General features: G+C 53.0%; 20 protein-coding genes and 1 pseudogene. 7 read left to right on the forward strand and 14 right to left on the reverse strand.

Going from position 1 to position 24,111, the window contains the following annotated elements; translation table 11 throughout:
* Nucleotides 1–93: 93 nt before the first annotated feature.
* From BC440_RS17310 to BC440_RS17330, 5 genes are all read right to left on the reverse strand, one after another.
* Nucleotides 94–1,029: a DUF2493 domain-containing protein gene (locus BC440_RS17310; protein WP_007092088.1), complete on the reverse strand. Its 936-nt coding sequence runs from the start codon at nucleotides 1,027–1,029 to the stop codon at nucleotides 94–96.
* A gap of 236 nt (nucleotides 1,030–1,265) precedes the next feature.
* Entirely contained in the window at nucleotides 1,266–2,309 is a 1,044-nt protein-coding gene (locus BC440_RS17315) for a toprim domain-containing protein (protein ID WP_210766368.1), read from the reverse strand.
* Nucleotides 2,310–2,372: 63 nt separating this feature from the next.
* Nucleotides 2,373–4,391, reverse strand: a complete 2,019-nt coding sequence (locus tag BC440_RS17320) for a ParB/RepB/Spo0J family partition protein (protein ID WP_071240732.1) — start codon at nucleotides 4,389–4,391, stop codon at nucleotides 2,373–2,375.
* Between the two features lie 75 nt (nucleotides 4,392–4,466).
* Entirely contained in the window at nucleotides 4,467–4,991 is a 525-nt protein-coding gene (locus tag BC440_RS17325) for a thermonuclease family protein (RefSeq protein ID WP_083379413.1), read from the reverse strand.
* Entirely contained in the window at nucleotides 4,982–5,938 is a 957-nt protein-coding gene (locus tag BC440_RS17330; protein ID WP_071240733.1) for a zincin-like metallopeptidase domain-containing protein, read from the reverse strand. Before BC440_RS17330 ends, BC440_RS17325 begins: the two co-directional genes overlap by 10 nt.
* 146 nt (nucleotides 5,939–6,084) lie before the next feature.
* Here BC440_RS17330 and BC440_RS23555 point away from each other — a divergent pair, with 146 nt between their 5' ends.
* Nucleotides 6,085–6,492 carry a hypothetical protein gene (locus tag BC440_RS23555; RefSeq protein WP_071240734.1) on the forward strand — a complete coding sequence of 136 codons (408 nt, stop codon included), beginning with the start codon at nucleotides 6,085–6,087 and terminating at the stop codon, nucleotides 6,490–6,492.
* A 664-nt stretch (nucleotides 6,493–7,156) separates the two neighbouring features.
* Complete coding sequence (locus BC440_RS17340) at nucleotides 7,157–8,050, forward strand: AraC family transcriptional regulator (RefSeq protein ID WP_083379415.1); 894 nt, start codon at nucleotides 7,157–7,159, stop codon at nucleotides 8,048–8,050.
* Between the two features lie 118 nt (nucleotides 8,051–8,168).
* Here BC440_RS17340 and BC440_RS23560 read toward each other — a convergent pair.
* The 8 genes and pseudogenes from BC440_RS23560 to BC440_RS17375 all read right to left on the reverse strand — a co-directional run.
* Nucleotides 8,169–8,279: pseudogene (locus BC440_RS23560) on the reverse strand (IS5/IS1182 family transposase); the annotation flags it as partial.
* Between the two features lie 254 nt (nucleotides 8,280–8,533).
* The gene (locus BC440_RS17345) at nucleotides 8,534–10,036 is read right to left on the reverse strand and encodes a GMC family oxidoreductase (RefSeq protein WP_071240736.1); all 1,503 of its coding nucleotides are present in this window, start codon (nucleotides 10,034–10,036) and stop codon (nucleotides 8,534–8,536) included.
* Between the two features lie 11 nt (nucleotides 10,037–10,047).
* Nucleotides 10,048–11,145 (reverse strand): sn-glycerol-3-phosphate ABC transporter ATP-binding protein UgpC, encoded by a 1,098-nt coding sequence (gene ugpC / locus BC440_RS17350; protein ID WP_071240737.1) that lies wholly within the window; start codon nucleotides 11,143–11,145, stop codon nucleotides 10,048–10,050.
* 7 nt (nucleotides 11,146–11,152) lie between these two features.
* The gene (locus tag BC440_RS17355; RefSeq protein WP_071240738.1) at nucleotides 11,153–12,031 is read right to left on the reverse strand and encodes a carbohydrate ABC transporter permease; all 879 of its coding nucleotides are present in this window, start codon (nucleotides 12,029–12,031) and stop codon (nucleotides 11,153–11,155) included.
* Nucleotides 12,021–12,917, reverse strand: a complete 897-nt coding sequence (locus tag BC440_RS17360) for a sugar ABC transporter permease (RefSeq protein WP_071240739.1) — start codon at nucleotides 12,915–12,917, stop codon at nucleotides 12,021–12,023. Before BC440_RS17360 ends, BC440_RS17355 begins: the two co-directional genes overlap by 11 nt.
* Nucleotides 12,918–12,999: 82 nt before the next feature.
* The gene (locus BC440_RS17365) at nucleotides 13,000–14,256 is read right to left on the reverse strand and encodes an ABC transporter substrate-binding protein (protein ID WP_071240740.1); all 1,257 of its coding nucleotides are present in this window, start codon (nucleotides 14,254–14,256) and stop codon (nucleotides 13,000–13,002) included.
* Nucleotides 14,257–14,341: 85 nt separating this feature from the next.
* On the reverse strand, nucleotides 14,342–15,649 hold the full coding sequence (hisD, locus tag BC440_RS17370; RefSeq protein WP_071240741.1) for a histidinol dehydrogenase: 1,308 nt from the start codon (nucleotides 15,647–15,649) through the stop codon (nucleotides 14,342–14,344).
* Between the two features lie 134 nt (nucleotides 15,650–15,783).
* Nucleotides 15,784–17,586: a thiamine pyrophosphate-binding protein gene (locus BC440_RS17375; RefSeq protein ID WP_071240742.1), complete on the reverse strand. Its 1,803-nt coding sequence runs from the start codon at nucleotides 17,584–17,586 to the stop codon at nucleotides 15,784–15,786.
* A gap of 164 nt (nucleotides 17,587–17,750) precedes the next feature.
* Here BC440_RS17375 and BC440_RS17380 point away from each other — a divergent pair, with 164 nt between their 5' ends.
* The 5 genes from BC440_RS17380 (at nucleotide 17,751) to BC440_RS17400 (ending at nucleotide 22,253) form a co-directional block, all read left to right on the forward strand.
* Nucleotides 17,751–18,584, forward strand: coding sequence for a helix-turn-helix transcriptional regulator (locus tag BC440_RS17380; protein WP_071240743.1), 834 nt, complete (start codon nucleotides 17,751–17,753; stop codon nucleotides 18,582–18,584).
* A 126-nt stretch (nucleotides 18,585–18,710) separates the two neighbouring features.
* Nucleotides 18,711–19,406 carry a hypothetical protein gene (locus BC440_RS17385; protein ID WP_071240744.1) on the forward strand — a complete coding sequence of 232 codons (696 nt, stop codon included), beginning with the start codon at nucleotides 18,711–18,713 and terminating at the stop codon, nucleotides 19,404–19,406.
* A gap of 67 nt (nucleotides 19,407–19,473) precedes the next feature.
* Nucleotides 19,474–20,835, forward strand: coding sequence for an aspartate ammonia-lyase (locus BC440_RS17390; protein ID WP_071240745.1), 1,362 nt, complete (start codon nucleotides 19,474–19,476; stop codon nucleotides 20,833–20,835).
* A 12-nt stretch (nucleotides 20,836–20,847) separates the two neighbouring features.
* Nucleotides 20,848–21,867 (forward strand): glycoside hydrolase family 3 N-terminal domain-containing protein, encoded by a 1,020-nt coding sequence (locus tag BC440_RS17395; protein WP_071240746.1) that lies wholly within the window; start codon nucleotides 20,848–20,850, stop codon nucleotides 21,865–21,867.
* Nucleotides 21,867–22,253, forward strand: a complete 387-nt coding sequence (locus BC440_RS17400; protein ID WP_210766369.1) for a VOC family protein — start codon at nucleotides 21,867–21,869, stop codon at nucleotides 22,251–22,253. The genes BC440_RS17395 and BC440_RS17400 overlap by 1 nt, the downstream gene beginning before the upstream one ends.
* A gap of 57 nt (nucleotides 22,254–22,310) precedes the next feature.
* Here BC440_RS17400 and BC440_RS17405 read toward each other — a convergent pair whose 3' ends face one another.
* Nucleotides 22,311–23,903 (reverse strand): GMC family oxidoreductase N-terminal domain-containing protein, encoded by a 1,593-nt coding sequence (locus BC440_RS17405; RefSeq protein ID WP_175484505.1) that lies wholly within the window; start codon nucleotides 23,901–23,903, stop codon nucleotides 22,311–22,313.
* Between the last annotated feature and the right edge of the window lie 208 nt (nucleotides 23,904–24,111).

Genomic DNA, 24,111 nt, shown 5'->3' on the forward strand with positions numbered 1-24,111 from the left:
GTGGGCGAAAGGGTTGGTTCGTTGCATCGAACGGTGCCCTGCTTATGTGCGAACCACAGTTTCGTGGTCGCAGATTTTGGAAAGAGCAGCGCGTCACGCGCCACTCTCACCAAACCGCCAGACCGGAATACCGGCCTTGCGTGCCTTGTCAGCAAGGTTCTGCGAGATACCCGAACCGGGAAACAGGATCACGCCGATGGGCAATGCATCAAGCATCTGATCGTTGCGTTTGAAGGGTGCAGCATTTCGGAACCGGTTCCAGTCAGGCTTGAACACGATCTGGGAAACATTTCGATTATCCGCCCAGCAGGCGGCAATCTTCTCGGCCCCTTTGGGTGAACCGCCATGGATCAGGACCATATCCGGATGCTTTGATTTGGCTGCATCCAGCGCTTCCCAGATACGGACATGATCGTTGCATTCGAGACCACCGGTAAAGGCAATGCGTGGGCCAGACGGCATCAGGGGTTCAATTTCCGCCTTGCGTTTGGCTGCCAGGAAGTCGCGACTATCGATCATGGCAGCGGTGAGTGTCCGACGGTTGGTGAGCGATCCGTTGCGCGGCCGCCATGCCGAGGCGGTCAATAATTCATAATGATCGCAGGCAATCTCGCGAAAGGTTTCGAACATGTCGCGCCGCTCGATGATTAATTCGCCCGTGGCAAGAGAGCGTTCGAGTTCGACGGATTTGATCTCCGACCCATCCTGTTCGGCGGTCAGTCGGCGCTGTTGCTGCTCATTGTCATCAAGCAACCGATCCAGCCAGGCTATGCGGCGATGGAAGATATTGACGACGTTCCACAGGCATTCGCCGAGATCCTTTTCGAGCGCACTGTCGCCCAGAAGATCGACGAAGATGTTCATCCCGGCCGCAATCAGTTGATCAGCCTGATCGGGTTCGGGCATCGGACCAAGAGTGTTTTCATGGGGCCCCGGATGAATTTCGAAGAGATGGAGTTGATCGCTTGCCAAATTTGTCGCGGAGGCATCGGAGTGGTCGGTTTGCAGGTCAGAATTGCAGGACAGCATGGTTCTTTCTCCCGGTGACGAGACCGCATTCTTTGCGGTCTTTCCGGGGATTGCCCGCCGGAGGGATCAGGGCCGGTGGCATCCGTGGGTCCTTTTGCGATGGCAGCGCACAAGCACGATCCGGACCGTAACGCAGTGGAGGACAGCCTGCTGTTGCCACCGGCCCGACCTCCGGCAAATCCCCGCACTGGAAAGACCGCGATGCGGTCCTGAGGAGAGAGAACAGACCTGTTCTGTCATGCCGGGCCGTGACCAGACGCATGACGGCTACGTGTAGGCTGTGGGCAAAGTACAAACCGCGGAACGTCTTCGGGAAGTAGTTGACGCGCAATCGATTGCCGAACCGGATCAGGACCGAAGGTGATCAGGTCGGCATTGAAGTCATCCAGCCGGGGCACGAGTGCACGGATATCCCGATCCGTATGCCGGGACCGAAGACGGTTGAACGCCTGCCATCCGGCTGGATCATTGTCACTGGCAACGTAAAGCCGCTGCAGAATATCGGGCAGGATCAGAGCCCCGAGATGACCTGCCGACAGGGCGGCAAGGACCGGCAGGTTCGGGATCAGCATTTTGAGGGTGAGCGCGGTTTCAAGACCTTCCGCCGCGATGGCGATGTCGCCAACCTGACCGACGCTAACGGCATATCCCAGAAGCTGTCCCAACGCTCTCCGTGGTTGCGCGACCGGTGCCTTGTCGCAAGTTTGCGGATCAAGCCAGGTGCGATGAATGCCGGTGATCACACCGTCAAGACCGGTTACCGCTGCAATCATCGCGGGCCACACCTCAAACCCGGTTTCATTTCGATAATAGCACTTCGGGTGGAACCGCAGGGCAGTGTGATCCTGCATTAAGTGTATGCCCCTGCTGTATAGATAGCGTTCGGCAAGTGTCCTCGTGATTGGGACAGATGCCGCAAACAGGCGTCTTGCCGCGGCAACCGGATCATAAACATCCGGGTTTTCATGTGAGTAAGTAACCGGTGGTTCGGGAAGACGCGGCATACGCAGGAAGTGTCGTGCTTCTGCCAGAGCATCTCGCAGTGCGAGACCGCGATTGAGCATGATCAGATCGATAAGGTCGCCATATTCACCGGTGGCAGCATCGCACCATTTCCCGGCCCGGCGCCCGCTGATACGGACAAAAAGGCTGCGCCCCGGATTGCCATAGACATCACCGCATATCCAGTATCGCCCTTGTTTTGTGCCCGAGGGCAGATAATATCGGCATACCGCCGAGGCCTGACGGGCCAGCGCATCTGCCAGCATTCCGGCCTGCATGATATCGCTCCTCATGAAAAAGGCCCGATCCAGAGCGGACCGGGCCAGAAGGCAGAGACGGGATCATTCGGCTGCAGTCGCGACCGGTTCCGAAGGCCCATCATCCGGCTCGTCCTCGGCAACTGATTGCAGTTCCGGCGTCCGTAACGGCTCGGGCACCCAGCCGGTATCGTTCAGCAACTGCTCGGCCTCACGTACCATGCCCCCCTTCTTGAGGTGATCGATCCGTTGGGCAGTTTCCGTGCCCAGCGCCTCGGTGACCGCTTCGAGAATGCGGTTCTTCGGCACCCGCGAGAGGTAATTGTCCGCGGTCGGTTTCCAGCCGGATGTTGCCATATCGAGTTTCAGGACATCGGCAAGGATATCGGCATGACGGACGGCATCGCTGTGACGGTTCCAGGGTTCCGACACCGCATAGAGGGTCAGCGAGACGCAATGGGCAAACAGAGCCATACGGCTATCCGTGTCCATTTCGCACAGCGCCGCCCAGAGATGATCGGGGTCACCCGGCATCTGCCGTTCCCAATTCTCATGACGTGCAGCGATATCGCTTGCCGCCGGGCTGTCATTGAGATCGGGTGGCTGGACCGAGAAGCCACTGCTTTTAAACGTGATCTGCAGGCAGCTGCCCGAACCAAAGTGATAAAAGCTCTGCAGGACCAGAACATGCAAAGCGGCCAGAAAGGCGATATCGGGATCACCAGCCAGAGCATTGCGCAAAGCCAGTGTCCGATAAGCCGTGAGTTCGAGAATCAGCCGGTCCGACAGCGGTTTGACACGGATATCATCCGGTTCGTCCAGCCCGTCAATGGCCGTATTGGGTGCATTCTCATCGTCGTCCGCTTCGTCACCGGTTTGCGGATCGCCGGATTGATCAGGATCGACTGTATCGTCATCCTGCTCCTGATCTTCCGGCTTCACGAAACCGCGCTCGATCCGCACACTGCCATCAGACTCAAGACTGATAAACACACCGGCCTTGGCGATATCATCCGGAGCATAAAGGACGGGTCGATTGTCGAAGGCTTCAAGTTCGGCCTCGATTTCCCCGAGACGTTTATCCACTTCCTCGGGCAGGTCTTCATCCTGATCGACGAAATAATGCTCTTCGATCCCGGCCAGTTCGTTTCGCAACGCGTCCTGCCAGGCCGTTTCCTCGTCTGACAATGGTTCGACCTCGCCGCTGATCCGTTCCAGACCGATGGTATGGCCATAGGGGAAATCGACCGCGACCTCGATCCATTTCCAGCCTTCATCTACAATCGCATCACGCTCGGCTTCAAGTCCGGTTGCGACCAGCTTTTCAAGCAAGGCAACATCCTGAAGCCAGCCTTCATCGACCTGCGAGAACAGGTCGCGCATGACAACACCACCAGCTTCCTCATAGGCTTCGAGACCGACAAACCGCACGCGTTTGTCGGTAACCCGCACTGTATCTTCGGTCAGCAAGCGGCGGATATAATACGGTTCCTGATTGTAGGCCTGCCGGACACTATCCCAGACTTGTTCCTGACGAGCCTGATCATCGGTCACGCTAAAGGCCATCAGTTGTTCAAGCGTCAGCTCCTCTTCGGCATAAAGATCAAGCAGCTTTGGCGATACGGATGCCAGTTTCAGCCGTTGGCGGACAATCTTCGCCGTTACAAAGAAGCGCGCGGCAATATCTTCGACGCTCAGGCCTTTTTCGCTCAGGGTCTGAAATGCCCGGAACTGATCAAGCGGATGCAGATTGATCCGCTGGACATTTTCGGCCAGGGAATCTTCCTCAAGCAACCCGTCTTCGCGAATGACACATGGGATTGCTGCGTTCTTTGCCAGCCGTTTTTCTTTCACGAGATATTCCAGCGCGCGGTAGCGCCGCCCACCAGCCTGGATCTCGTGTCGACCGGTTTCCTTGCCATCATCATCCGTAACCGGCCGGACGCTGAGAGATTGCAGCAAGGTCCGCCGGGCAATGTCTTCGGCCAGTTCCTCGATCGAGATCCCGGCGCGGACATGCCGGACATTGCGTTCGCTCATCACCAGTTTGTCAAACGGGATATCCTGCGAACGGGACAGGGAGATTTTCTTGCGATTGGTCATATCGGTTCTCCATGACGGACCGGGAAAAGCCTTCTTTTCCCAACCGGGCCCGTCACAAAGCCCCGACCTGTTCTTTTACTCTTTTCCTGTTTGAAGGGTCCGCCAGTCCTGCGGCTGCTCAAAACCGCCCGACCAGATCCCCTTGCCAAGGAACTTCGCGGTGCGCTCCACTGCGGTGTAATTGTACAGCCGATTGGCATCCGGATCAGCCACCGCCCAGCCATTTTTAACCAGCCATTCGGCCAGATTGTCTGCCCCGGCATGGCATATTGCGATCAGACGATCATAGGTATCACGAAGATCACCCTGCCAGGCTTCGCAGGCGACCTCCCTGCCCCGTAGCAAACTGGAAAGTGCAACTATCGCCTGCTGACCGCAGGGCCATGGTGTTCCGTCCGGTTTGCGGCACATTTGGTTGGCCTCTACCGCATCGACCCCGTAGAGACGATAGCGGGTATCGTTAATTTGCAGGGTGTCCGCATCAATCACTGCTGCGGGCCCTTTATGCAGATCCGTCTCAAACACAGGTGCGATGGCTAGCCCTCCAGCGATCACGACAAGGGCCATGACCGCATATTTGAGAGAGACGATCATACGCATGATGCCACCTCCTTTGATCCGGCCTCGGTTACGGTATCGAGCTTCGCCAAGAGATAGTCGGCAGATTTTGACGCCTGGCTGGCCGCACGCACGATGGCGCGATTATCCTCGCGCAGGACCTGAAGCCATGAGGCGAGATAATCGGCATGCCGGACGGTCGGAACGATACCGAGCGATGCACAGAGAAATGCCGCTGACATTTCAGCGACCAGTTCCTCGAAAGCATATTTTTTTGATCCGAACGATCCGCTTTGATCGCGGTTAAGGCGGGTTTCATGCCCGGTGGCATGGCTGCATTCGTGCAAGGCTGTGCGATGCCAGTTGATCGGCTCGAAATAAGCCTGGGGTGGTGGCACCCGGACATAATCGTCCTCCGGACTGTAAAACGCCCGGCGTCCGCCGATCCGGAAGTCGATGCCCGATGCCCGGATCAGGTCCTCGGCCTTCGGCTCGATCAGGCTTGTATCGGGCGGGACGGATTGTGCGGTTATATCCTCCGGCAAACCGTCGCACTGGTCGAGATTAAAGACCGTGAAACGTTTGAGGAAGGGAATGGCGCGCGGATCCTTGCTGGTATCCGGGGCGAACTGCCCTTTCTTCTTGCCCTCCCCCGGAATGAAACGGCTGGCATAGACAACCGTGACACCACGTTCACCCTTGCGGACAGTACCGCCAAGTTTCAGTGCCTGACGGAAAGTCAGCCAGCTTTGCGATGAATACCCGGCCTCAAACACAGCGCCCCAGAGGATCAGGACATTGATGCCGGAATAAGTACGTTCGGTCGCGGCATTTTGCGGCAATCCGAGAGAGGCGCATGCCGATGGACGGCCCCAGGGTTGAACCCAGGGAAAGGTTCCCTGTTCAAGCTGGGCAATGATTTTGTCGGTGATGTCCTGATAGAGGTTAGAGCGGGTATGTTTTCCCGTTTTGCGATTATAAGCTGTCATGATAGTTCTCCACGACAGGCCGGTCAAAAGCCTTTCTCTTGACCTGACAAACCTGTCGCAGAGATGTTTGCCCACTCTGGCTCTTGGCCGGCCGACCTCCTCCCTGACAGCCCGCTCCCACCCTGCAGGATGTCGAGATAACCGCCATGGACCAGCCTGTCGGCACCCCGCAGGAGACGTTGGACACGGGTCCTCAGAAAACCCGCCGACCAGTCTTCGGCAACAGTTCGGTGACCATAAAGGACTTCGGCAATTTCTCGATGGGAAGCACCAGCCTGTCGCCCGTCCCGGGCCTGAAGCATCATCCTCCAGCGCGGTGCGCGTTGTTCGATGGGATACAGGGCGTTTGGAAATTTTCCGGTCCGATAAAATGCATGAAACCTTTGCAAGACGAGCGCCTGTTCTTTCAGGTGCTTCATACCGGAAATGATAAATCTCAAACGGACTGGTCCCTCGAGAAGGGTGCCTTCGGCAATCACTATTTGAAGATGGCGATATTGGTCGCCCAGCAGCATATGTTGGTAATCGTCTTGCGTAATAAGAAGTGTAGCTGAGGAACAAAATCTGGAAATATCGAAGGCGTCGACCTCGCCCTCTCTTGGGATATGAATTGCATGCGCGACCAGAACGTAGGGATTGATATTCGGAGACCAGATAACAATATCGGTCTTCCGGTTGGCAAAACATGATATGCCATGGCATCAATTTTTGGTTGTATCTGGCTTGTACAATCCTTGGCTTATCCGCCACAGGTTGGTCTATCAAAAAAGAGCATTCCCGCAGGTGATTGGAAAAGTCTCTGTTCCTCTTAAGCCATTGCCATGACCATCCGGCCCGATCCAGAGCATGAAAGCCGTCATAGGCAACGGAATCCGTCCAATCGCGGGGAAGAATCTGTCGTGGTTTTGCAGGCAAACCATTCATGTGGTGTGCCTCCTTCAATCAGCCACTGTGCAAAATAAACATGCTTGATGGACGTAAAATACCGGCAAGCGTTATCGATAAATATCGATAAGGCTGGAGCATGATGCTTTCAGGATTCAGGCATCAATTACAAAATATGGCTGTAATCTGCATTCAATTTACACGTATGACGTCCAACCATCAGAACGGTCACAATTCGGCCATTTTGCACCGCAGAATAAATTTTCAACCAAAAGTTTTAGAAATGAGAGATCGACCCGTAACTCGAAATCAACTCTCTCGGAGGATGTTGAAATGGTCGAGACGGAAATTTGGGATTTCAGTTCAGCTGTACCCACCAGACATCTAAGGTTTCTTCATCACAAAACCGTTGGAGACCTGTTCGTCTGTCGTTGCGATGTTTCTGCTTGTAAAGGCCTTGTTCTTGGTACAGCTCAACCCTGTATTGTTCTCCATGAAGGGGATCCTGTATTGGTACATTACCAGTCTGCCCGAAAGGGTTATCGCCTCAAGGTGCGTTCTGGTCACATTCACATCAGTAACGCAGATTCCCTTGCCACACTTAGTTGGTCCTCGCCGCAACGAATATTGGCGGTGGCTATTAATAACAGATTTATCGAGGATAATGTGACCGCCGCCTTTTCCGGTGATGTGCCTTACTTACAGTCACGTTTGGCCGTTCGAAATGACTGGCTTCTGGAATTACTATTGTATATGCGCAAATCACTTCGGGAACCGGTTCACTGCAACAGTGCCTGTTTCGAATTGATCGGTACATCCCTGATTATCAAGCTGTATGAACTTTTCGGAAAGACAGAAAGACATATGAAGCCCTCTCTCACAGGTGGGCTTGGTGCTATGCGAGAAAAGAGTATTAAAGGTTATATTGAACAGCATCTGACTGAGAGCATACGACTGCATGATCTTGCAAGCACAGTGAACCTAAGCACCGATTATTTCAGAAAGGCATTCAAACAGAGTTTTGGCAAGTCACCCTGGCGCTATATCCGTGAAAGACGGATCAGTCTAGCGAAAGAAATGTTGATCAAGCACGATCAATCGATCACGGAAATTGCCCTGAACCTTCAGTTCTCAAGCCATGCGCATTTTACGGATACGTTTCATCAGATAACCGGGAACTCTCCATCAAGATATAGAGATAGCTGCAGGAATTCTTATCCCCCCTAATCTCTATTTTTTGGTTGTAGCAATGCTAGTACTGGCAACAATATCTCTTCAGCAGTATCTCCTAGATCATGTGACAAGCTTCTGAGCCACCAGCGAACCGAACTGATGTGAATGAAGCCGAGATAGCTTTCTGGATTCTATCATACCGGGGTGCCAAGCGTCGTGAGCATTTGCCGAATTCTTCGGGCAGATCCCGCCACAGCGAACCAGTCCGCGCAATCCAGAAGATCGCGCCAAGGAAATCTCCGTAAAAGTTACCTTGAATCACATTACAGATCTTTAGGGAATCCAGTTTGTCAACATGACCTAACTGAACGTCACATAAAAAACAGCTCATTCTGTTCCACCAATTGACAACGGCTGAACAAAATGAGCTGGCGAGTTTGCCCGGGATTGGGCTGGGAGGCATATTTCAAGAAAGAACCATTTAACCCGCTAAAAACAAAACTCACTCACACAAACACTGACAACAAAACAGAAAATTCACTTCATTCTTATAAAGATTTCATTCCCAGCTTTTAACGCCAATGCTGCAATGGTTAGAGCAGGATTGACCGCCGCAGATGTTGGCAGGACTGACGCGTCCATAACCCAAAGATTTGAAATGTCATGCGCTTGGCAGTTCGTATCAACTACCGATGAGCTTGGATCTTGCCCCATTCTTGCTGTTCCGCATTGGTGCGATGTGGTCTTGCGACCAAAAGTGCGTACTCCAACCACTGGGAACCCTGCACGTTTCATGGTTTTCTTCGTATGGTGAATCAATTGTTGATGCGCCTTCATGTTTGACCGTTGCCAGTCAACAAGAATGTCATCCCCACGAATCATGATCCGACTTTCGGGGTTTGGCAGATCTTCGCTGGTCAGAAACCAGCCAAAGGCGCGGCCAGCGATATGTTTTGCCAAAATGCCAGGTAGCATCGGTATCTGCGCCTTAAGGATATTACCTGTAATCCTTCCGAGGCACTGAACATTACCTAATGGCCCCGCACCATCAGGACCATCATTGTAGAAGTCATTGAAACACAATGTCTTTTGATAAATGCAGTCATTCTTCAGAAATGGGTCAATCGTGATCATTGCGCTGGTATTATGGTTCATAAAGTTACGCCCGACCTGGTCTGAGCTATTAGCCAGCCCATGCGGATGCTGTTCATTTGCCGAGCGCAATAAAAGTGCGGATGACTGCACTGCTCCTGCAGCAACAGCTATGTGGTTTGCGCTATAACGTTCTTGCATACCCTTGCGTTCAACAACGACGGCGACAGCCTTTTTACCGGTGTCGTCCGTCTCAATACGCATTGCGCGTGCTTCGGTTAAAAGCTGAACATTGGGATGTTGTAGGGCCTGTTCCAAAGGGCCGGATTCTGCATCTATTTTGCCTTTTCCTGTATTTGGAAAAGCATCCCATCCGGTTTTACCCTCGGCAAGCCATGTCTCAATGTCGATGGCAAGCGGAAGGCTGGCGGGGTTAACTCCGGCCTTTTCAAGCCGTGCGCGGATGATCGCCATGGCCGGCTCATCGGGAACAGGGGGGAACGGAAAGTCAGCCGTTCTGGGGGGATCAGAGGGATCCTGATTTGCTGCTCCATGAACTCGGAAGAGTTTTTCCGCGCGATCATACCATGGCTCAAGATCGTCATAAGTAATCGGCCAGCCAAGTGAACGCCCTTCCGGGTGCGGACGCGGTGAAAAATCTTCCTGACGGTAGCGGTACATCACTGCGCCATAGAATTTGGAATTCCCGCCAACGTAATAATAATTACCAGGCAGGAACCTTTCGCCGTCAGTTGCCAGCCATTCTTCGTCTGACTGAAAAAATCCTTTCTGGAAAATAGAGACGTCATCACGCGCCTCAGGCGTGGGTTGAAGTTTAGGACCACGCTCGATGACCAGGACTTTTGCACCGGTAGGTGCCAATGCAGATGCAAGTGTTGCACCGCCAATACCCGATCCAATAATGATGATGTCACTAGAAAAAGTCATATCTTGCTGCCTTAGTCGATCCGCTGTTCAGTTTCAGGGTCAAACAGCACAATTTTTGCTGCATCAATCCCCAATGAAGCAGTCTGCCCGCTTTGCAAAGCTTGTGGTGGAATACGTGCCGTCACAGCTTCGCCTCCCAAGGTAAAGACGGCAAGAGCATCCGGTCCGGTTGGCTCGACGACTTCGATGATGACATTCGTGTTTGCATTGGTGTTTGCATCCACTGAAAAACCTTCGGGCCGGATGCCAACCAAAACAGGTTTCCCCACATATTGATGTTTCGCGACCTCACTTAGTGGAATATTTGTCATCAGGGCATCCTGACCATCGGTCTGCCTTACCCGAACGACAGGCCCATTGTCGCCACTTGCCATAATGCCAGGAACGATGTTCATTGCCGGTGAACCGACAAACTTCGCGACATAGACATTCGCAGGCCTCTCATAAACTGTCTGCGGATCATCAAGTTGCTGAACAATGCCGTCTTTCATTACTGCGACCCGTGTCGCCAGTGTCATCGCTTCAATCTGATCGTGGGTAACATAGACAATTGTTGTTCCCAAACGCTGATGCAGTCGTTTGATTTCGGTACGCATGTCAACGCGCAGTTTTGCATCAAGGTTTGACAGCGGCTCATCAAATAGAAACAGCTTCGGGTCTCGCACGAGTGCACGGCCCATCGCAACACGTTGGCGTTGTCCGCCAGAAAGTTGTGAGGGTTTGCGATCAAGCAAGTGGTCAATCTGCAGCAATTCAACGGCGGCCTGAGTAGCCTTGTCTCGTTGCTCTTTTGAGACTTTACGGATTTTCATCCCGAACTCGATGTTTTCGCGAACGGTCATGGTGGGGTACAGGGCGTAAGACTGAAACACCATGGCAATATCGCGATCTTTTGGCATCAGGTCATTGACCGCCTGCCCGCCGATGCGAATTTCACCTTCGGTGATTTCCTCCAACCCCGCAATCAGGCTCAGGAGTGTTGATTTACCACAGCCTGATGGCCCAAGCAGAACAAGAAAGTCACCTGCTTCGATCTCAATGCTGACTTCTTTAAGAACCTCAAGCTGTCCGTAACTCTTTCGGACACGATCAATTTCCAGAGTTGCCATTTTTCAATTAGCCTTTCACTGCGCCTGCTGTCAGTCCGCGAACGAAAAAGCGGCCAGCAACGATATAGACAAAAAGGGTGGGAAGAGCTGCGATCATGGCGGCGGCCATATCGACATTGTATTGTTTGCGTCCCATCGTCACATTGACGATGTTGTTTAGTGCCACCGTGATCGGGGCGTTCTCACCCGCGGTAAAGGAGACGCCAAACAGGAAGTCATTCCAGATCTGCGTAAATTGCCAGATACATGACACCACCAAAATAGGCAGTGCAGCAGGAAGCATGATCGAAAAGAAAATGCGAAAGAATCCGGCGCCATCTATCTGTGCTGCTTTGGTCAGTTCATCGGGGATCGTGATGAAATAGTTCCGGAAAAAGAGCGTTGTAAAACACACCCCATAAACAGTGTGGACTAAAACCAACCCGGCAATACTTCCTGAGAGTTTTAGCAGGCCCAGAATTTGCGCCATTGGCAGCAGAACGGCCTGATAGGGCAAGAAGCAGCCAAAGAGCAGCAGCCCAAAGACAACATTGTGGTACGGGAAACGCCATTTGGTCAGAACATATCCGTTGATAGCTCCGAGCCCGGTAGACAAAGCAACGGCGGGCACCACCATCATCAGTGAATTCAGAAAGTATGGCTTTAGCCCCGTACAGGCTGTCCCGATACAGGCCTCACCCCAAGCTTTTGCCCAAGCATCAAATGTGATTGCTTCGGGGAGCCCAATGAAAGAACCGGAATAAATTTCATCAAGGCTTTTGAGCGATGTGGTGATCATAACCCAGAGTGGCATTAGATAAACTGCCGCGATCGCCAGCAAGCTTCCATAAATGACAAACTTTCCAACCAAAACGGACTTGCGTGCAGAGCCTGGTTTAGTCGACATGGCGGCTCTCCTTTAGCTCTGAGTAGAGATAGGGAATAATGATTGCAGCAACGGTCATAAGCATCATGATCGCACTGGCGGCACCAACGCCCATCTGATTTCGGCGGAATGTTGCGGAGAACATGAATGTTGAGGGAACTTCGGTAGAGCTTCCCGGTCCGCCATTAGTCATTGCCAATACGAGGTCGAAGTTTTTGATGGCGATGTAACTAAGCAGAACAATGACCGATAGAAATGCCGGCCGCAGCATCGGGATAATGATGCTCCGATAAATTTTTTGCAGGGATGCGCCTTCTATTTGCGCGGCTTTGATGACGGAGTTGTCAATTCCACGTAGCCCGGCCAGAAAAATTGCCATCGCAAAGCCCGATGATTGCCACACCGCAGCAATTACGATGGTGTAAATTGCAAAGTCCGGTTTGGTTATCCAGTCAAAGGCAAAGGTCTCCCACCCCAAACTGTGCACGACCTTTTCGATCCCAAGATCAGGGCTCAGAATCCATTTCCACGCCGTCCCCGTAACAATGAAAGACAGCGACATCGGATAAAGATAAATGGCCCGAAGAGCACCCTCAGCACGGATATTTTGATCAAGCAGAATGGCCAGGGAAAGCCCCATTCCAATCGTTATGGCAAGAAACAGAAAGCTGAAAGCGAACAGATTGAAGACGGCTGTATGCCACCGAGGTGTCGACCAAAGTCGTATATATTGTTCAAGGCCGACAAAGTCGTAGTTAGGAAGCATTCTTGAAGATGAAACGGAAATCCATCCTGTCCAAATCATGAAAAGATAAACACCGACCAAGACCATTACCATGCTTGGTGTCAGGACAAGGCGCGGCAGCCATTTTGCCAGCCAGTCTGTGAATTGAGTATTTCGAAACATGTAATCCTCGCCGGGAGATCATGAAAGATAGTGGTGTTCAGACCTGCCGACATCAGCGGGCAGGCCTGCACAACCCCGGATATCAGAATGCGTTGTCAATCCCGTCGACAAGCATTTCCACAGCTTCATCAGAAGACATGTCGGTTACAAAGAACTGGGCAGCTACATCACCGAAAATTGCCGAAAATTGCGGGGTGCTAGCAAAGCCATGCGTGGCAGCACCGAGCATCGTACCGTTTTTGATGGCGTCCGCGCGTTCGGCGAAACCTTTCTGCGCGCAAAGGTCAAAATCATCGACGGGTACATCAACGCGAGCAGGGATCGAACCCTTGATTTTGTTAAAGTCACTCTGGACTTTCGGGTCCATAATAACTTGTGCGAGAGCGTCCTGACCTTTGGTCACATTTTCATCGTTGATGTAAAACATGCCAAAGCTGTCAATGATGAACAGGAAAGAAGGATTGTTGCTTGGAGTTGCGAAGCACATAAAATCCGCATCCGGCTTAAGGCCTTTTGCCAAGAACTCGCCCTTGGCCCAGTCGCCCATAACCTGCATGGCAGCCTGACCGTCGATGACCATGCCCGTAGCAACAGCCCAGTCTCGGCCATTGAAGCCGTCATCAACAAGCCCGCGAACCTGACGCAGGGTATCAAAGATATGTTTCATGGTGTCACTGGAAAGTGCTTCTTTGTCTAGATCAACCATCGCTTTTTTGTAGAAATCAGCACCACCGATATCGGCAACCAGAGAATCAAAAATGAGCTGTATCTGCCAAGGCTCATCGCCCATTGCGAGGGGAATAATACCGGCATCTTTCAGTTTCTGACCGTCTTCAATCAGTTCAGACCAAGAGCCCGGTTGGTCAGCGCCTACCTTGTCGAACACAGCTTTGTTTGCCCACACCCAGTTTTGGCGGTGCATATTGATAGGAACAGCAAAGAAACCGTCATTTGAGTCAACGAAAGGCAAGACCTGCGGTGCAATAGCTTCCCGCCAACCGTTTTCGGTAGCCATATCGCCAAGATTACGAAGGACACCTTCGCTTGCCCATTCCAGCCCTTCGTAGCCCAGAAACTGCATTGCTGCAGGAGGGTTTCCTGCGGCAAGTCGGGTTCGCAAGGCCTGCTGTGCATTTGAACCTGACATACCACCAACGGCACTGTCTTGCCAGCCATAGCCTTTTTCGGCGAGAGCATTGCGAATGACGTTCAAGGCCGCCACTTCGCTTTCAGCAACCCAATGATGCAGAACTTCGATTTTTGTTTCCTCTGCACTTGCTGGTAGCGATGAGGTTGCGGCCAGTAATCCGGCCATGAGTGCATATTTTAGTTTTTTCATCAGATTCTCCCTGATTCAGAATGTGATTGGTTGAGCAAAAAGGCTGGACCGGGGGCTTTGTGACTCGTCTCGGTCCAACTTGATGTTAGTCGTCGACAGCCGCGCCATATGCGACGTTGCGACCGCCAAAACGACGGACACGGATGTTGGCTTGCTCGGCGTGACCGACAAACCCTTCCATGTGACAAAGACGTGACCCATAAGCACCAATCATGGCGGAGGCCTCGTCGGTAAGGATGCGTTGATAGGTGCAGGTTTTGAGAAACTTACCGACCCATAAACCACCGGTATAACGAGCAGCAGTAAGTGTTGGCAGAGTGTGGTTTGTTCCGATAACCTTGTCGCCAAAGGCTACGTTCGTACGCACCCCCAGAAATAAGGCTCCGTAATTGGTCATGTTAGCCAGAAAATAATCCGGATCTTCCGTCATCACCTGAACATGCTCGGATGCGACGCGATCACCTTCGGTAACCATTTCATCCAAAGTATCGCAAACGATGATTTCACCGTAATCGTGCCAAGCCTTTGAAGCTATACCTGCGGTCGGCAAGATTTGAAGCTGACGGTCAATTTCTGCCAATGTATCGCGTGCCAGTTTCTCGGAGTTGGTAATCAATACTGCCGGAGAATTCACGCCATGCTCCGCTTGCCCCAAGAGGTCCGTAGCACAAATTTCACCATCAACAGTTTCATCGGCAATGACCAGTGTTTCGGTCGGCCCGGCAAATAGATCGATGCCGACTTTGCCAAACAGCAGGCGTTTGGCCTCGGCGACATAAGCGTTGCCGGGGCCTGCCAGCATATCAACTGGTTTGATGGTTTCGGTGCCATAACCCATCGCGGCAATAGCCTGCACACCGCCCAAACAATAAATTTCATCAGCACCGGCCAGATGCTGGGCTGCGACGATTTTCTGGGCGACTTGACCTTTGAAGGGAGGCGCACAGGTAATAACGCGTTTGCATCCCGCGACCTTTGCCGTCAGCACCGTCATATGGGCGGATGCGAGCAGCGGATATTTCCCGCCTGGGACATAACAGCCGACATTTTCAATCGGAACATTCTTATGTCCCAAAACCACACCGGGAAGCGTTTCAACTTCAAGGTTAGTCATGGTTTCGCGTTGCAAACGGGCAAAATTGGCAACCTGTTCCTGCGCAAAATCCAGGTCGTGGCGTTCCTGCTTGCTCAGCCCGCTAACACAGGCCGCAATTTCTTCATCGCTAAGCCGGTAACTGTCGCGATCAAGCCCGTCAAAACGGATGCTCAGTTCCCGAACTGCGCGGTCGCCGCCCTCGGCCACCTCGGCCAAAAGCTTTTCAACGGCCTTGGTTACGGCGGGGTCTGTTTGGTCGCTGCTTTGAAGGCGTGCGGTTTTAAAATGCCTGATCATGCAAATATCTACCCTTTCGGGTGACGCATCGCATTCACCCGCTGTGCAAATTTATGGTTTAAAGATGATGTGTGGTGGTCACTGTGCGTCAGGTGGGAAGGGCTTTATCGCGGCCCTTCCCACCTGACTGGCGATTACAGATGCTGTTCTTTTTTGCGCATCTCGCTATAGGCGGCCTGTTCTTTTTCGTAATAGGCCGGCGACGGGAAATCCCACCAGCCCGTTGCGAACGGTCCTGCCGCATCGCGCGAGACGATGACTTCCACCAGCGCCGGGCCATTGCAATCAAGTGCGGCTTTCAGGCTGCTTTCAAGGCCTTCATCCTTTTCAACCTTCCAGGCCTGCAGGCCAAAGGCGCGTGCCGTTGCGGTCAGATCGGCCGAATATGGCGCACCATTGCCGGCATGATGGTTGAATTCCGATGCAATATGACGGCCCATGAATTTACGCTGTCCACCCCGGATCGACATGTAGCCCTGGTTGTTCAGAACAAGGAATACAACATTGATCCCGTTCATAACGGCCGTTCCCATTTCGGGCAGTGACATCATGAAATCACCATCGCCGACAATGGCCACTACCTGCTGGTCCGGGCAGGCCAGTTTGGCGCCCATGGCGGCGGGCACTGCCCAGCCCATCGGCGAAAATGACCCCGATGTAATATGGGTACGCGGTTCGTAAACCGGGAAGCTTTGTTTGACCGACCCCTGCGTATTGCCCGAGCCAACAACAACAATGCCGTTCCGGTCCAGTACATTGCGCAGGGCGCGAAGCGGGCGCTGCGATGTAAACGGGGTTTCGCGGCTGTTTTCACGCGGGGAAACCTGTGCTTCCCAGTCCGCCTTTGCCTGTTTGACATCGGCAAGGAAGGCTTCGTTTTCAATGCGGGCCTGTGCTGCATTATCCGCAGGGACCAGGGCCAGCATCGCTTCAAGGGCGATTTTGGCATCGGCGACAACGCCAACTTCGGTCGGATAGGTTTTGCCAATTTCGCGGGGATCAAGGTCAATATGGACCAGTTTTCCCGGCGGGATCGAAAAGCTGACCCCCTGCGCATAGGACGATGCCGACCAGTCGGTAAAGCGGCAACCAACCGACAACACAACATCGGCGGAAGACGTGATTTTGTTGCCACATGTGGTACCGGTCTGGCCAACAGCGCCAATAAACAGTTCGTGGTCCTCGGAAATGGCACCCTTGCCGTTCCAGGTGATGGAAACGGCAGCGCCAAGGCGTTCGGCCAGTTCCGTCAAGGCCCTGGATGCGTTGGCGGTAATAGCCCCTCCGCCGGCAACAATCACCGGCCGTTTGGCCGATTGCAGCAGTTTGACGGCGGCTTCAATCGCGGCCGGGTCCGGGTGGGCGATACCGATGGGAAGGCGGCTTTGCAACGGATGGATTGTGACATCGGCTGCTTCAACCTGCACATCCATCGGTACTTCAACATGGACCGGGCCGGGGCGACCTGTCATCATTTCGTTAAAGGCGCGATGCATGATGGTTGGCAATACTTCGACCGATTTTGCCTGCCAGGCGCGCTTGGTTACCTGTTCGGTAATACGGGGAAAGGCATTGTCCTGCTGGCGTTCGAGTTCCTGCATCGTGCCATGGCCATGCATGTAGGTTTGCGGTGAACCCGACACATAAAAAACCGACGTTGAGTCACAATAGGCCGTTGCCAGTCCAATGATGGTGTTGGTTGCACCCGGCCCGACCGAGGTTGAACATGCCATCGGCTTGCCACATGCGCGGTAATACCCATCGGCCATGTGTACGGCACTTTGTTCATGCATGACCTGGATGAACGGAATTTCCGAACCTTCCTGCATGAAGGCATCAAAAAGTGACCAGATACCATGCCCCGGAACGCCGGCTACATATTCTACGCCATATTCCTTGAGCGCCTTGGCAACGACTTGACCGCCCGTAAGTTTCATAATCTTTGCTTCCCTGCTTGTGTTACGCCCTTTGAGCACGTGGCGTATCTGCGTTGTTGCTGATCAAAATCTTGCAGACTTGACAGGGTCCGGGCAATTTCGCATATGATAGATTGATGACGCAAATTGACGCACAATGTGCGAAGTAGTGAGAGGCTAAAGATTTGCTACTGCAACATGAAACAACGGCTCGCCTGGCGGCATTTTCGGCCAATCTTCGCCTGTTATGTGACCGTCAAGGCTCCATCTCGCACATATGCCGCAAGGTCGGCATCAACCGGCAGCAATTCAACAAATATCTGTCGGGCAAACATCTGCCGTCATCGGGGAATATTCGCATCATCGCCAATTTCTTTGGTCTGAGCCCGGAAGTTCTGTTTTCCGAACCCGAACATTTCAGGGCGCTGGTTGATGGCAATTTCTTCGATGTGCTGGATAATTTGCGCCGCGCGCCACAGGTGCTCAGCTTCTTGGACACGGTCGCGGTCTCAAGCAAGGTGGATATGGGCGAGTATGTCGGCTGTTATGACCGCTACCAGTATTCGTCAATCTATTCGCGCAAGATTTTGCGTTCTGCCTTCTGCATTTTCCAGAATGGCGATTTCCTCAATCACTATTATGTCGAACGCTTTCCCAGTTACGACAACCCGAAGAAAACCGAATATATATTTAAATATCATGGCTTTACCTTCCCGGTAGAAGACCGGGTTTTCTGCATCGATTTTGAATCGGTGCAGCGGAACGAATTTACCTTTGGTATTTTTTCCAGCGTGCAGCGCAGCGCCAAACGTTTCATGTTTGGCATTGTCAGTGGCGTGGCCGCAACCATGTTCCGCCAGCCTTTTTCAACCCGGGCCGTTTTGCATTACCGGCGCCCCGGCCTTCTCAGCCGTGAAGAACTGCAAAGCACAACCACCCTTGATATGAACGACAATTCGATTCCGCGCGAAGCACGTGAATATCTGGGCGAAGCGCCCGACATGATCAAACCCAGCTAGTTTTGCGCAATCAGTGCCAATTTCTGCTTCAAAGTGCGTCATAATTGCTTTTATCGCGAACTGGCCTGCGTCGAAATTAGATGGTTTGCTATCGGCAACTTAACGGAAACCGACAGGCATTGAATCATGACGAATGAAGTCCGCAACCTCGCCTTTCACGACGAATTCATCACGGCACAGCTTATTGATAATCCTTGTGATTATCATGTTGAGGATGGGGTTGTTATCAACCTGTCACCTGCCCCGATGATTACGGGCACGGACCACCCGGCAATTGTTCCGGCATGGAAATCGACCTGGCTTAAGGGGGGCGTGATCAAGTCTGGTGAACGTGCGGCCGTGATCAAGGTTGTCAAACGCACCAATCTGGGTGGTGTTGGCCTGCGTGACTGGGACTGGCTGGGAAACCGCATTCGCAGTTTTCCGCGCGATACACCGCTTTATATTTCCCCGCAGGACCATATCGGCAGCGTCGTTACCGACCCGTTTGTGTTTACCAATGAACGGCGCGATTCGACAGCCCCGCAGGAATTTGACTTAAAACTTAATCTGTGGTGGTCGCCGGGTGATACGGATTGCTTCATTCATAATGAACATCCGTTTTTGGAAGTTCATACGCAAATTCATGGCCTTGGCCGTATGCAAAAATTTGCCACCCGCGATGAAAGCACACTTTACGAAGATGTTTTAATGCCTGCGGGCTATTCACATGATCCGTTTTGCCGGGTTACGGGTGAAAATGAATGGACCTATCCCTGGCATCGTTATTACGCCGATACCGACTCTGTCTGGCTGGCAATCGAACTGCATCCCAGAGGCTGATTTACCGTAGTGATCATTCCGGCAGAGTCAATTTGGGCCTGCCGATAGCAAATGCAGGAAAACGGTGATGGAGCCAGATCGAAGCTGGGTGCGCCTGGAAACCGATGCGCTGGGCAGCCGCAAAATTCCGCGAGATGCGCTTTATGGTATTCACAGCCTGCGCGCATCGGAAAATTTCAATGTTTCGGGCACAACGCTGGCAAGTTTGCGCCCGCTGGTTAAGGCCTTTGCCCTGGTTAAAAAGGCCGCTGCCATTGCCAATAACCGGTTGGGCCTGTTGGCCGATGAGAAGGCCGATGTTATTGGCCGGGTGTGCGACGAACTTTTGGCAGGCCAGCATGCCCGGCATTTGATTGTCGATGTCTTTCAGGGCGGGGGTGGCACCTCCAGCCATATGAATTTAAACGAAATCATCGCCAATCGCGGGCTGGAATTGCTGGGTTATACCTGTGGCAATTATGAACATTTACACCCGGTTGATGATGTTAATCTGTCGCAATCAACAACTGATGTGCATAGTACGGCCTTGCGCATTGCCCTGTTATTTGAACTGGCCGAGCTTGAAAATGCCGTTTCCGGCCTTACCGAAAGTTTTGCCGCCAAAGGCCTGGCTTTCAAGGATGATTTGAAACTGGCACGTACCCATTTGATGGATGCCGTGCCCATGAAAATAGGCGAGGAATTTGCCGCCTTTTCGCATGTCCTGTTACATGATCTTGAAAACACGCTGGCAATGCGCGCCGGGCTTTCGCAGATCAATCTTGGCGGCACCATTGCCGGGTCATCGCTGAGCGATCAACCGGCATTTACCCACGCTGTGATCAAAGAACTTGAAACTCTTACCAGCCTGTCACTGATGCCAGCGCATGATCTGGTGGCGGCGGCATGGAATATGTCCGACCTTGTCGGGCTTTCAGCGGGGTTAAAGCGCCAGGCGATTACATTATCAAAGATTTGCAATGATTTGCGCCTGCTTGCCAGCGGACCGAATGGGGGTATTGGTGAATTGTCGCTTCCGCCGGTGCAGGCAGGTTCACCGCAAATTCCCGGTAAAATAAACCCGGTGATCCCCGAAATGGTTAACCAGGTTGCCTTTCAGATTATCGGTAGCGACGTTGCTATCAGCCTGGCCGCCGAAGCCGGGCAATTGCAGCGAAACCCGTTTGAACCAATGCTGGCCCATTCGTTGCTCGGCGCGACGGGCATGCTGACAAAGGCGATGAAAACACTGGCAAAGCAATGCATTGACGGGCTTGTTGTTAACCTTGGCCGGTCGCGCGGCGTGCTGGAACATCCCGACACCATTGCAAACGGGCTGGTTCCCTTTATCGGGGCGGATGACGCCTATGCACTGGCGCAGTCCATAAGCCCTGATAAGCCCCTTTCCGCCCTGTTAGGGCCGTATCTGGCCCGCAAACCCAAATCCTGAAACGAGGACCCTATGAGCCAGCTTGTCCTGGATGCCAATGCCGTTTTATTGCCGGCGATCGATAATCTGGAACTGACACCCGCCCTGGAACAGTATTTTGCCGAAGGCGGCAAAACCCTGCTTTTGGGGGAAAACCGTGCTGAATATGTTGCCCGCAAAATGTCGGAAAGGCGCTGTCAGTCCGAAACAGCGGCGGATTTTGCTGCCTTTGCATCGCTGATACATAAAAAGGCGGGCGGTGCGATCATTGCCCTTGATCAGGAACCGGCCGGAATTTTACGCTTGCATGGTATGGTGCCGCAAATACCGGGCCGTGACGCACTTCTGGCCATGACCGATGACGAAATTTACACCTCCACACTTACAATGGCAAAGGCCGCCCGAGCATTGGGCGTGACCATGTTTTTATCGCCAGTCGTTGATGTGATAACCGGCAACAACCCATGGCTTCAGGGCCGCGCACTGGCTGATGACCCGGCAAATACCACCCGCATTGCCAGTGCCTTTATCAAGGGGGGTGAAGCGGCAGGGATTATCACCGTGGCAAAGCATTTCCCCGGCCACCCCGATATTGATGGCGACCCGGCAGCAGATATTGCCACCGTCGTTGCCAGCAAGGATGATATTGACCGGGCGATATCGGTTTTTGCCGGGGTCATTGCGGCGGGCCCGCGTGCTATTATGACTGGCCCTGCCCTTGTCCCGGCGATGGATGCTGATCTGCCATCTTCCTTATCGGAACCGACGATATCGGCGTTGAAAAAACTGGGTTTTTCCGGGCTTGTCGTTAGCGACGATCTTGATGCGCCAGCTACCCTGCGGGATCGTTTTGATGTGCCCGGTGCGGCCATTGCGGCCTTAAAGGCCGGGTCTGATTTATTGTTGTTATCAGCAGCCAATGATTTGCGCGCGTTAAATACCCGTATCTGCCAAGCTGTCGAAAATGGCGACCTGCCAGCACAGCGGTTGGCAGATGCCGCAAATCGCGTGCGCAAACTGGCCAGCAAGGCTGCTGCGCAGTTGGCGGGTTGATGATGGCCTATATCGAACATGTCGCGTTATGGACGCGGGATTTGGCGGCATCGGCAGCATTTTGGCAGCAATATTTCGGGGCGCAAATATCAGCAGTCTATAGCAGCCAAAACCGCCCCGGTTATCAATCCATCTTTGTCAGTCTGGAAAAAGGCGGCCGGATTGAGCTGATGACCGGGCCGTGGGTTAACCAGATTCAGGACTATGAATTTGAAGGCTGGTCGCATATTGCCATATCGCTGGGTAGTGAATTGGCGGTTAACGACAAAGCAAGCGAACTCGCCCGCGCCGGATTTGATGTTAAGGGGCCACGCCATACGGGTGATGGTTATTACGAAGCGGTATTTACCGCACCGGGGAATATCCTGATTGAAATACTGGTCTGAATTTTGGGGCACTGCGCCACCATGCGTTAGCATCTGGTGAACGCAGTGCCTTTAATATTAGATGGCTTTTTCACCCAAAATCAGATCAGACGCCTTCTCGCCAACCATGATGCAAACCGCATTTGGGTTCCCCGAAATCAGGTTCGGCATGATGGAGGCATCGGCAACCCGTAACCCGTCAGTCCCGCGTACTTTAAGGTCAGGTGTGACAACGGCCATTTCATCCTGCCCCATTTTGCAGGTACCAGCTGGGTGCAGGGCAGCATGGGCCGTATTTTGGCAGAATGTTCTGAAATCAGCACGGGTGCGAATTTTCATATCCGGTACATGCCGCTGTTGCAAATATTTGCGAATGGCGGGTTGTTCCATAATTTCAATGGCATACAGGCCCCCGTCCGTCAGGGTTTCCAGATCATAGGGATCCGCCAAATAATTGGGCGAAATGCGTGGCGGTGTTTGCGGATCGGCCGATTGCAATGTTACCTCGCCACGCGATCGCGGGCGGATCTGGCCCAGATTGATGGTGCAGCCATTGCCACCAGGTACGGCATCGACACCTTCTTCAATGCCGGCGCCAACAACCATAAAATATTGCATGTCGGGCATGGATTCCTCCCGGTTTGCCCACCAGAAACCGCCCCCTTCTATCAGGTTCGAGGATGCAGGCCCGCCTTTGAATAACAGGTAGTTTAAACCCGCCAGCGCCTTCCAGTGCAGCTTTTTGTACTTGTCGTAACTATGCGGCCCGTTAAGCTGATAGATCAGCGACATTTCAATATGGTCTTGCAGGTTCTGCCCGACGCCGGGCACATCGGCCAAAACCTTGATGCCGTGTTTCTCAAGGGCACCGGCCGCACCAATACCCGATGTCATCAAAAGTTTGGGGCTGGCAATTGCACCGGCGGAAATAATCACTTCGTGGCGGGCGCGCATGATGCGGGTTTTGCCGTTCATGACATATTCAATACCCGTGGCACGGCCTTTTTCACAAATGATTTTGCAAACGCGTGCGCCTGTTTGAACCGTCAGGTTTTTGCGGTTGCGTGCCGGTTTTAAATAGGCACTTGCCGCACTGCTACGTCGGCCATGGCGCGCGGTTATTTGATAAAGCCCGCAGCCCGCCGGGTCGCCTGAATTGAAATCGGGGTTAAAGGGCATGCCATTTTGCTGGCACGCCAAAAGCCAGGCGCGGGTTAAGGGGTGGATATGGTCAATATCGGAAACGCCAAGTGGCCCGTCCGTGCCGTGGACATCATTGCAAAAGCGGTTATTGTTTTCGGCCTTTTTGAAATAGGGCAACACATCATCATAGCCCCAGCCTTCTGCGCCGGCCTGTGCCCAACCATCATAATCGGCGGGGTTGCCACGAATATAGATCATGGCATTTACCGAACTGCCCCCACCCAGCACACTCGCCTGCACCATTGTCGGGTCATCATCGCGGGCCTGATCGGCGGTTGGTTGCCAGTTATAGCGTTTTAACAGGCGGCCCTGCGCGGTTTTGTAATAGGCACCGGGAATATGGATATAGGGGTTAAAATCGCGCGGACCTTCTTCAAGCAGAACAACGCCGCAATCAGCGTTTTCTGACAGGCGCGATGCAATTACACAGCCTGTCGAACCGCCACCAACAATAATATAATCTGCCATTTCCATCGCCGTTCCCCTAATTGTTCCGGCCTACAACGCGCAATAAGGTGCAATAGATGCATCAAAGCCCCCCATTTCGCCGCAGGTATCGAGCGAAAATATCAGAGACCTGAATGTATTCAATTTCGCAGGGCAATAAGCATTGGCGCGAAGTGACGCACAGCTTGCGACAATTTTGTATCCGTCAATAAAGTTCGCGTATTTGCCC

The organism is Thalassospira sp. MIT1004, from assembly GCF_001858545.1.
GTDB lineage: Bacteria > Pseudomonadota > Alphaproteobacteria > Rhodospirillales > Thalassospiraceae > Thalassospira > Thalassospira xiamenensis.

What these genes read in the sequence shown, in the direction of transcription:
- BC440_RS17390 (WP_071240745.1), top strand. Translation starts at nt 19,474, where the DNA reads ATGGAGCCAGATCGAAGCTGGGTGCGCCTGGAAACCGATGCGCTGGGC.
- BC440_RS17310 (WP_007092088.1), bottom strand. Translation starts at nt 1,029, where the DNA reads ATGCTGTCCTGCAATTCTGACCTGCAAACCGACCACTCCGATGCCTCC.
- BC440_RS23555 (WP_071240734.1), top strand. Translation starts at nt 6,085, where the DNA reads ATGGACCAGCCTGTCGGCACCCCGCAGGAGACGTTGGACACGGGTCCT.
- BC440_RS17315 (WP_210766368.1), bottom strand. Translation starts at nt 2,309, where the DNA reads ATGCAGGCCGGAATGCTGGCAGATGCGCTGGCCCGTCAGGCCTCGGCG.
- BC440_RS17365 (WP_071240740.1), bottom strand. Translation starts at nt 14,256, where the DNA reads ATGAAAAAACTAAAATATGCACTCATGGCCGGATTACTGGCCGCAACC.
- BC440_RS17325 (WP_083379413.1), bottom strand. Translation starts at nt 4,991, where the DNA reads ATGCGTATGATCGTCTCTCTCAAATATGCGGTCATGGCCCTTGTCGTG.
- BC440_RS17375 (WP_071240742.1), bottom strand. Translation starts at nt 17,586, where the DNA reads ATGAAACTTACGGGCGGTCAAGTCGTTGCCAAGGCGCTCAAGGAATAT.
- BC440_RS17330 (WP_071240733.1), bottom strand. Translation starts at nt 5,938, where the DNA reads ATGACAGCTTATAATCGCAAAACGGGAAAACATACCCGCTCTAACCTC.
- BC440_RS17345 (WP_071240736.1), bottom strand. Translation starts at nt 10,036, where the DNA reads ATGACTTTTTCTAGTGACATCATCATTATTGGATCGGGTATTGGCGGT.
- BC440_RS17355 (WP_071240738.1), bottom strand. Translation starts at nt 12,031, where the DNA reads ATGTCGACTAAACCAGGCTCTGCACGCAAGTCCGTTTTGGTTGGAAAG.
- ugpC (WP_071240737.1), bottom strand. Translation starts at nt 11,145, where the DNA reads ATGGCAACTCTGGAAATTGATCGTGTCCGAAAGAGTTACGGACAGCTT.
- BC440_RS17360 (WP_071240739.1), bottom strand. Translation starts at nt 12,917, where the DNA reads ATGTTTCGAAATACTCAATTCACAGACTGGCTGGCAAAATGGCTGCCG.
- BC440_RS17400 (WP_210766369.1), top strand. Translation starts at nt 21,867, where the DNA reads ATGATGGCCTATATCGAACATGTCGCGTTATGGACGCGGGATTTGGCG.
- BC440_RS17385 (WP_071240744.1), top strand. Translation starts at nt 18,711, where the DNA reads ATGACGAATGAAGTCCGCAACCTCGCCTTTCACGACGAATTCATCACG.
- BC440_RS17395 (WP_071240746.1), top strand. Translation starts at nt 20,848, where the DNA reads ATGAGCCAGCTTGTCCTGGATGCCAATGCCGTTTTATTGCCGGCGATC.
- BC440_RS17405 (WP_175484505.1), bottom strand. Translation starts at nt 23,903, where the DNA reads ATGGCAGATTATATTATTGTTGGTGGCGGTTCGACAGGCTGTGTAATT.
- BC440_RS17320 (WP_071240732.1), bottom strand. Translation starts at nt 4,391, where the DNA reads ATGACCAATCGCAAGAAAATCTCCCTGTCCCGTTCGCAGGATATCCCG.
- BC440_RS17340 (WP_083379415.1), top strand. Translation starts at nt 7,157, where the DNA reads ATGGTCGAGACGGAAATTTGGGATTTCAGTTCAGCTGTACCCACCAGA.
- hisD (WP_071240741.1), bottom strand. Translation starts at nt 15,649, where the DNA reads ATGATCAGGCATTTTAAAACCGCACGCCTTCAAAGCAGCGACCAAACA.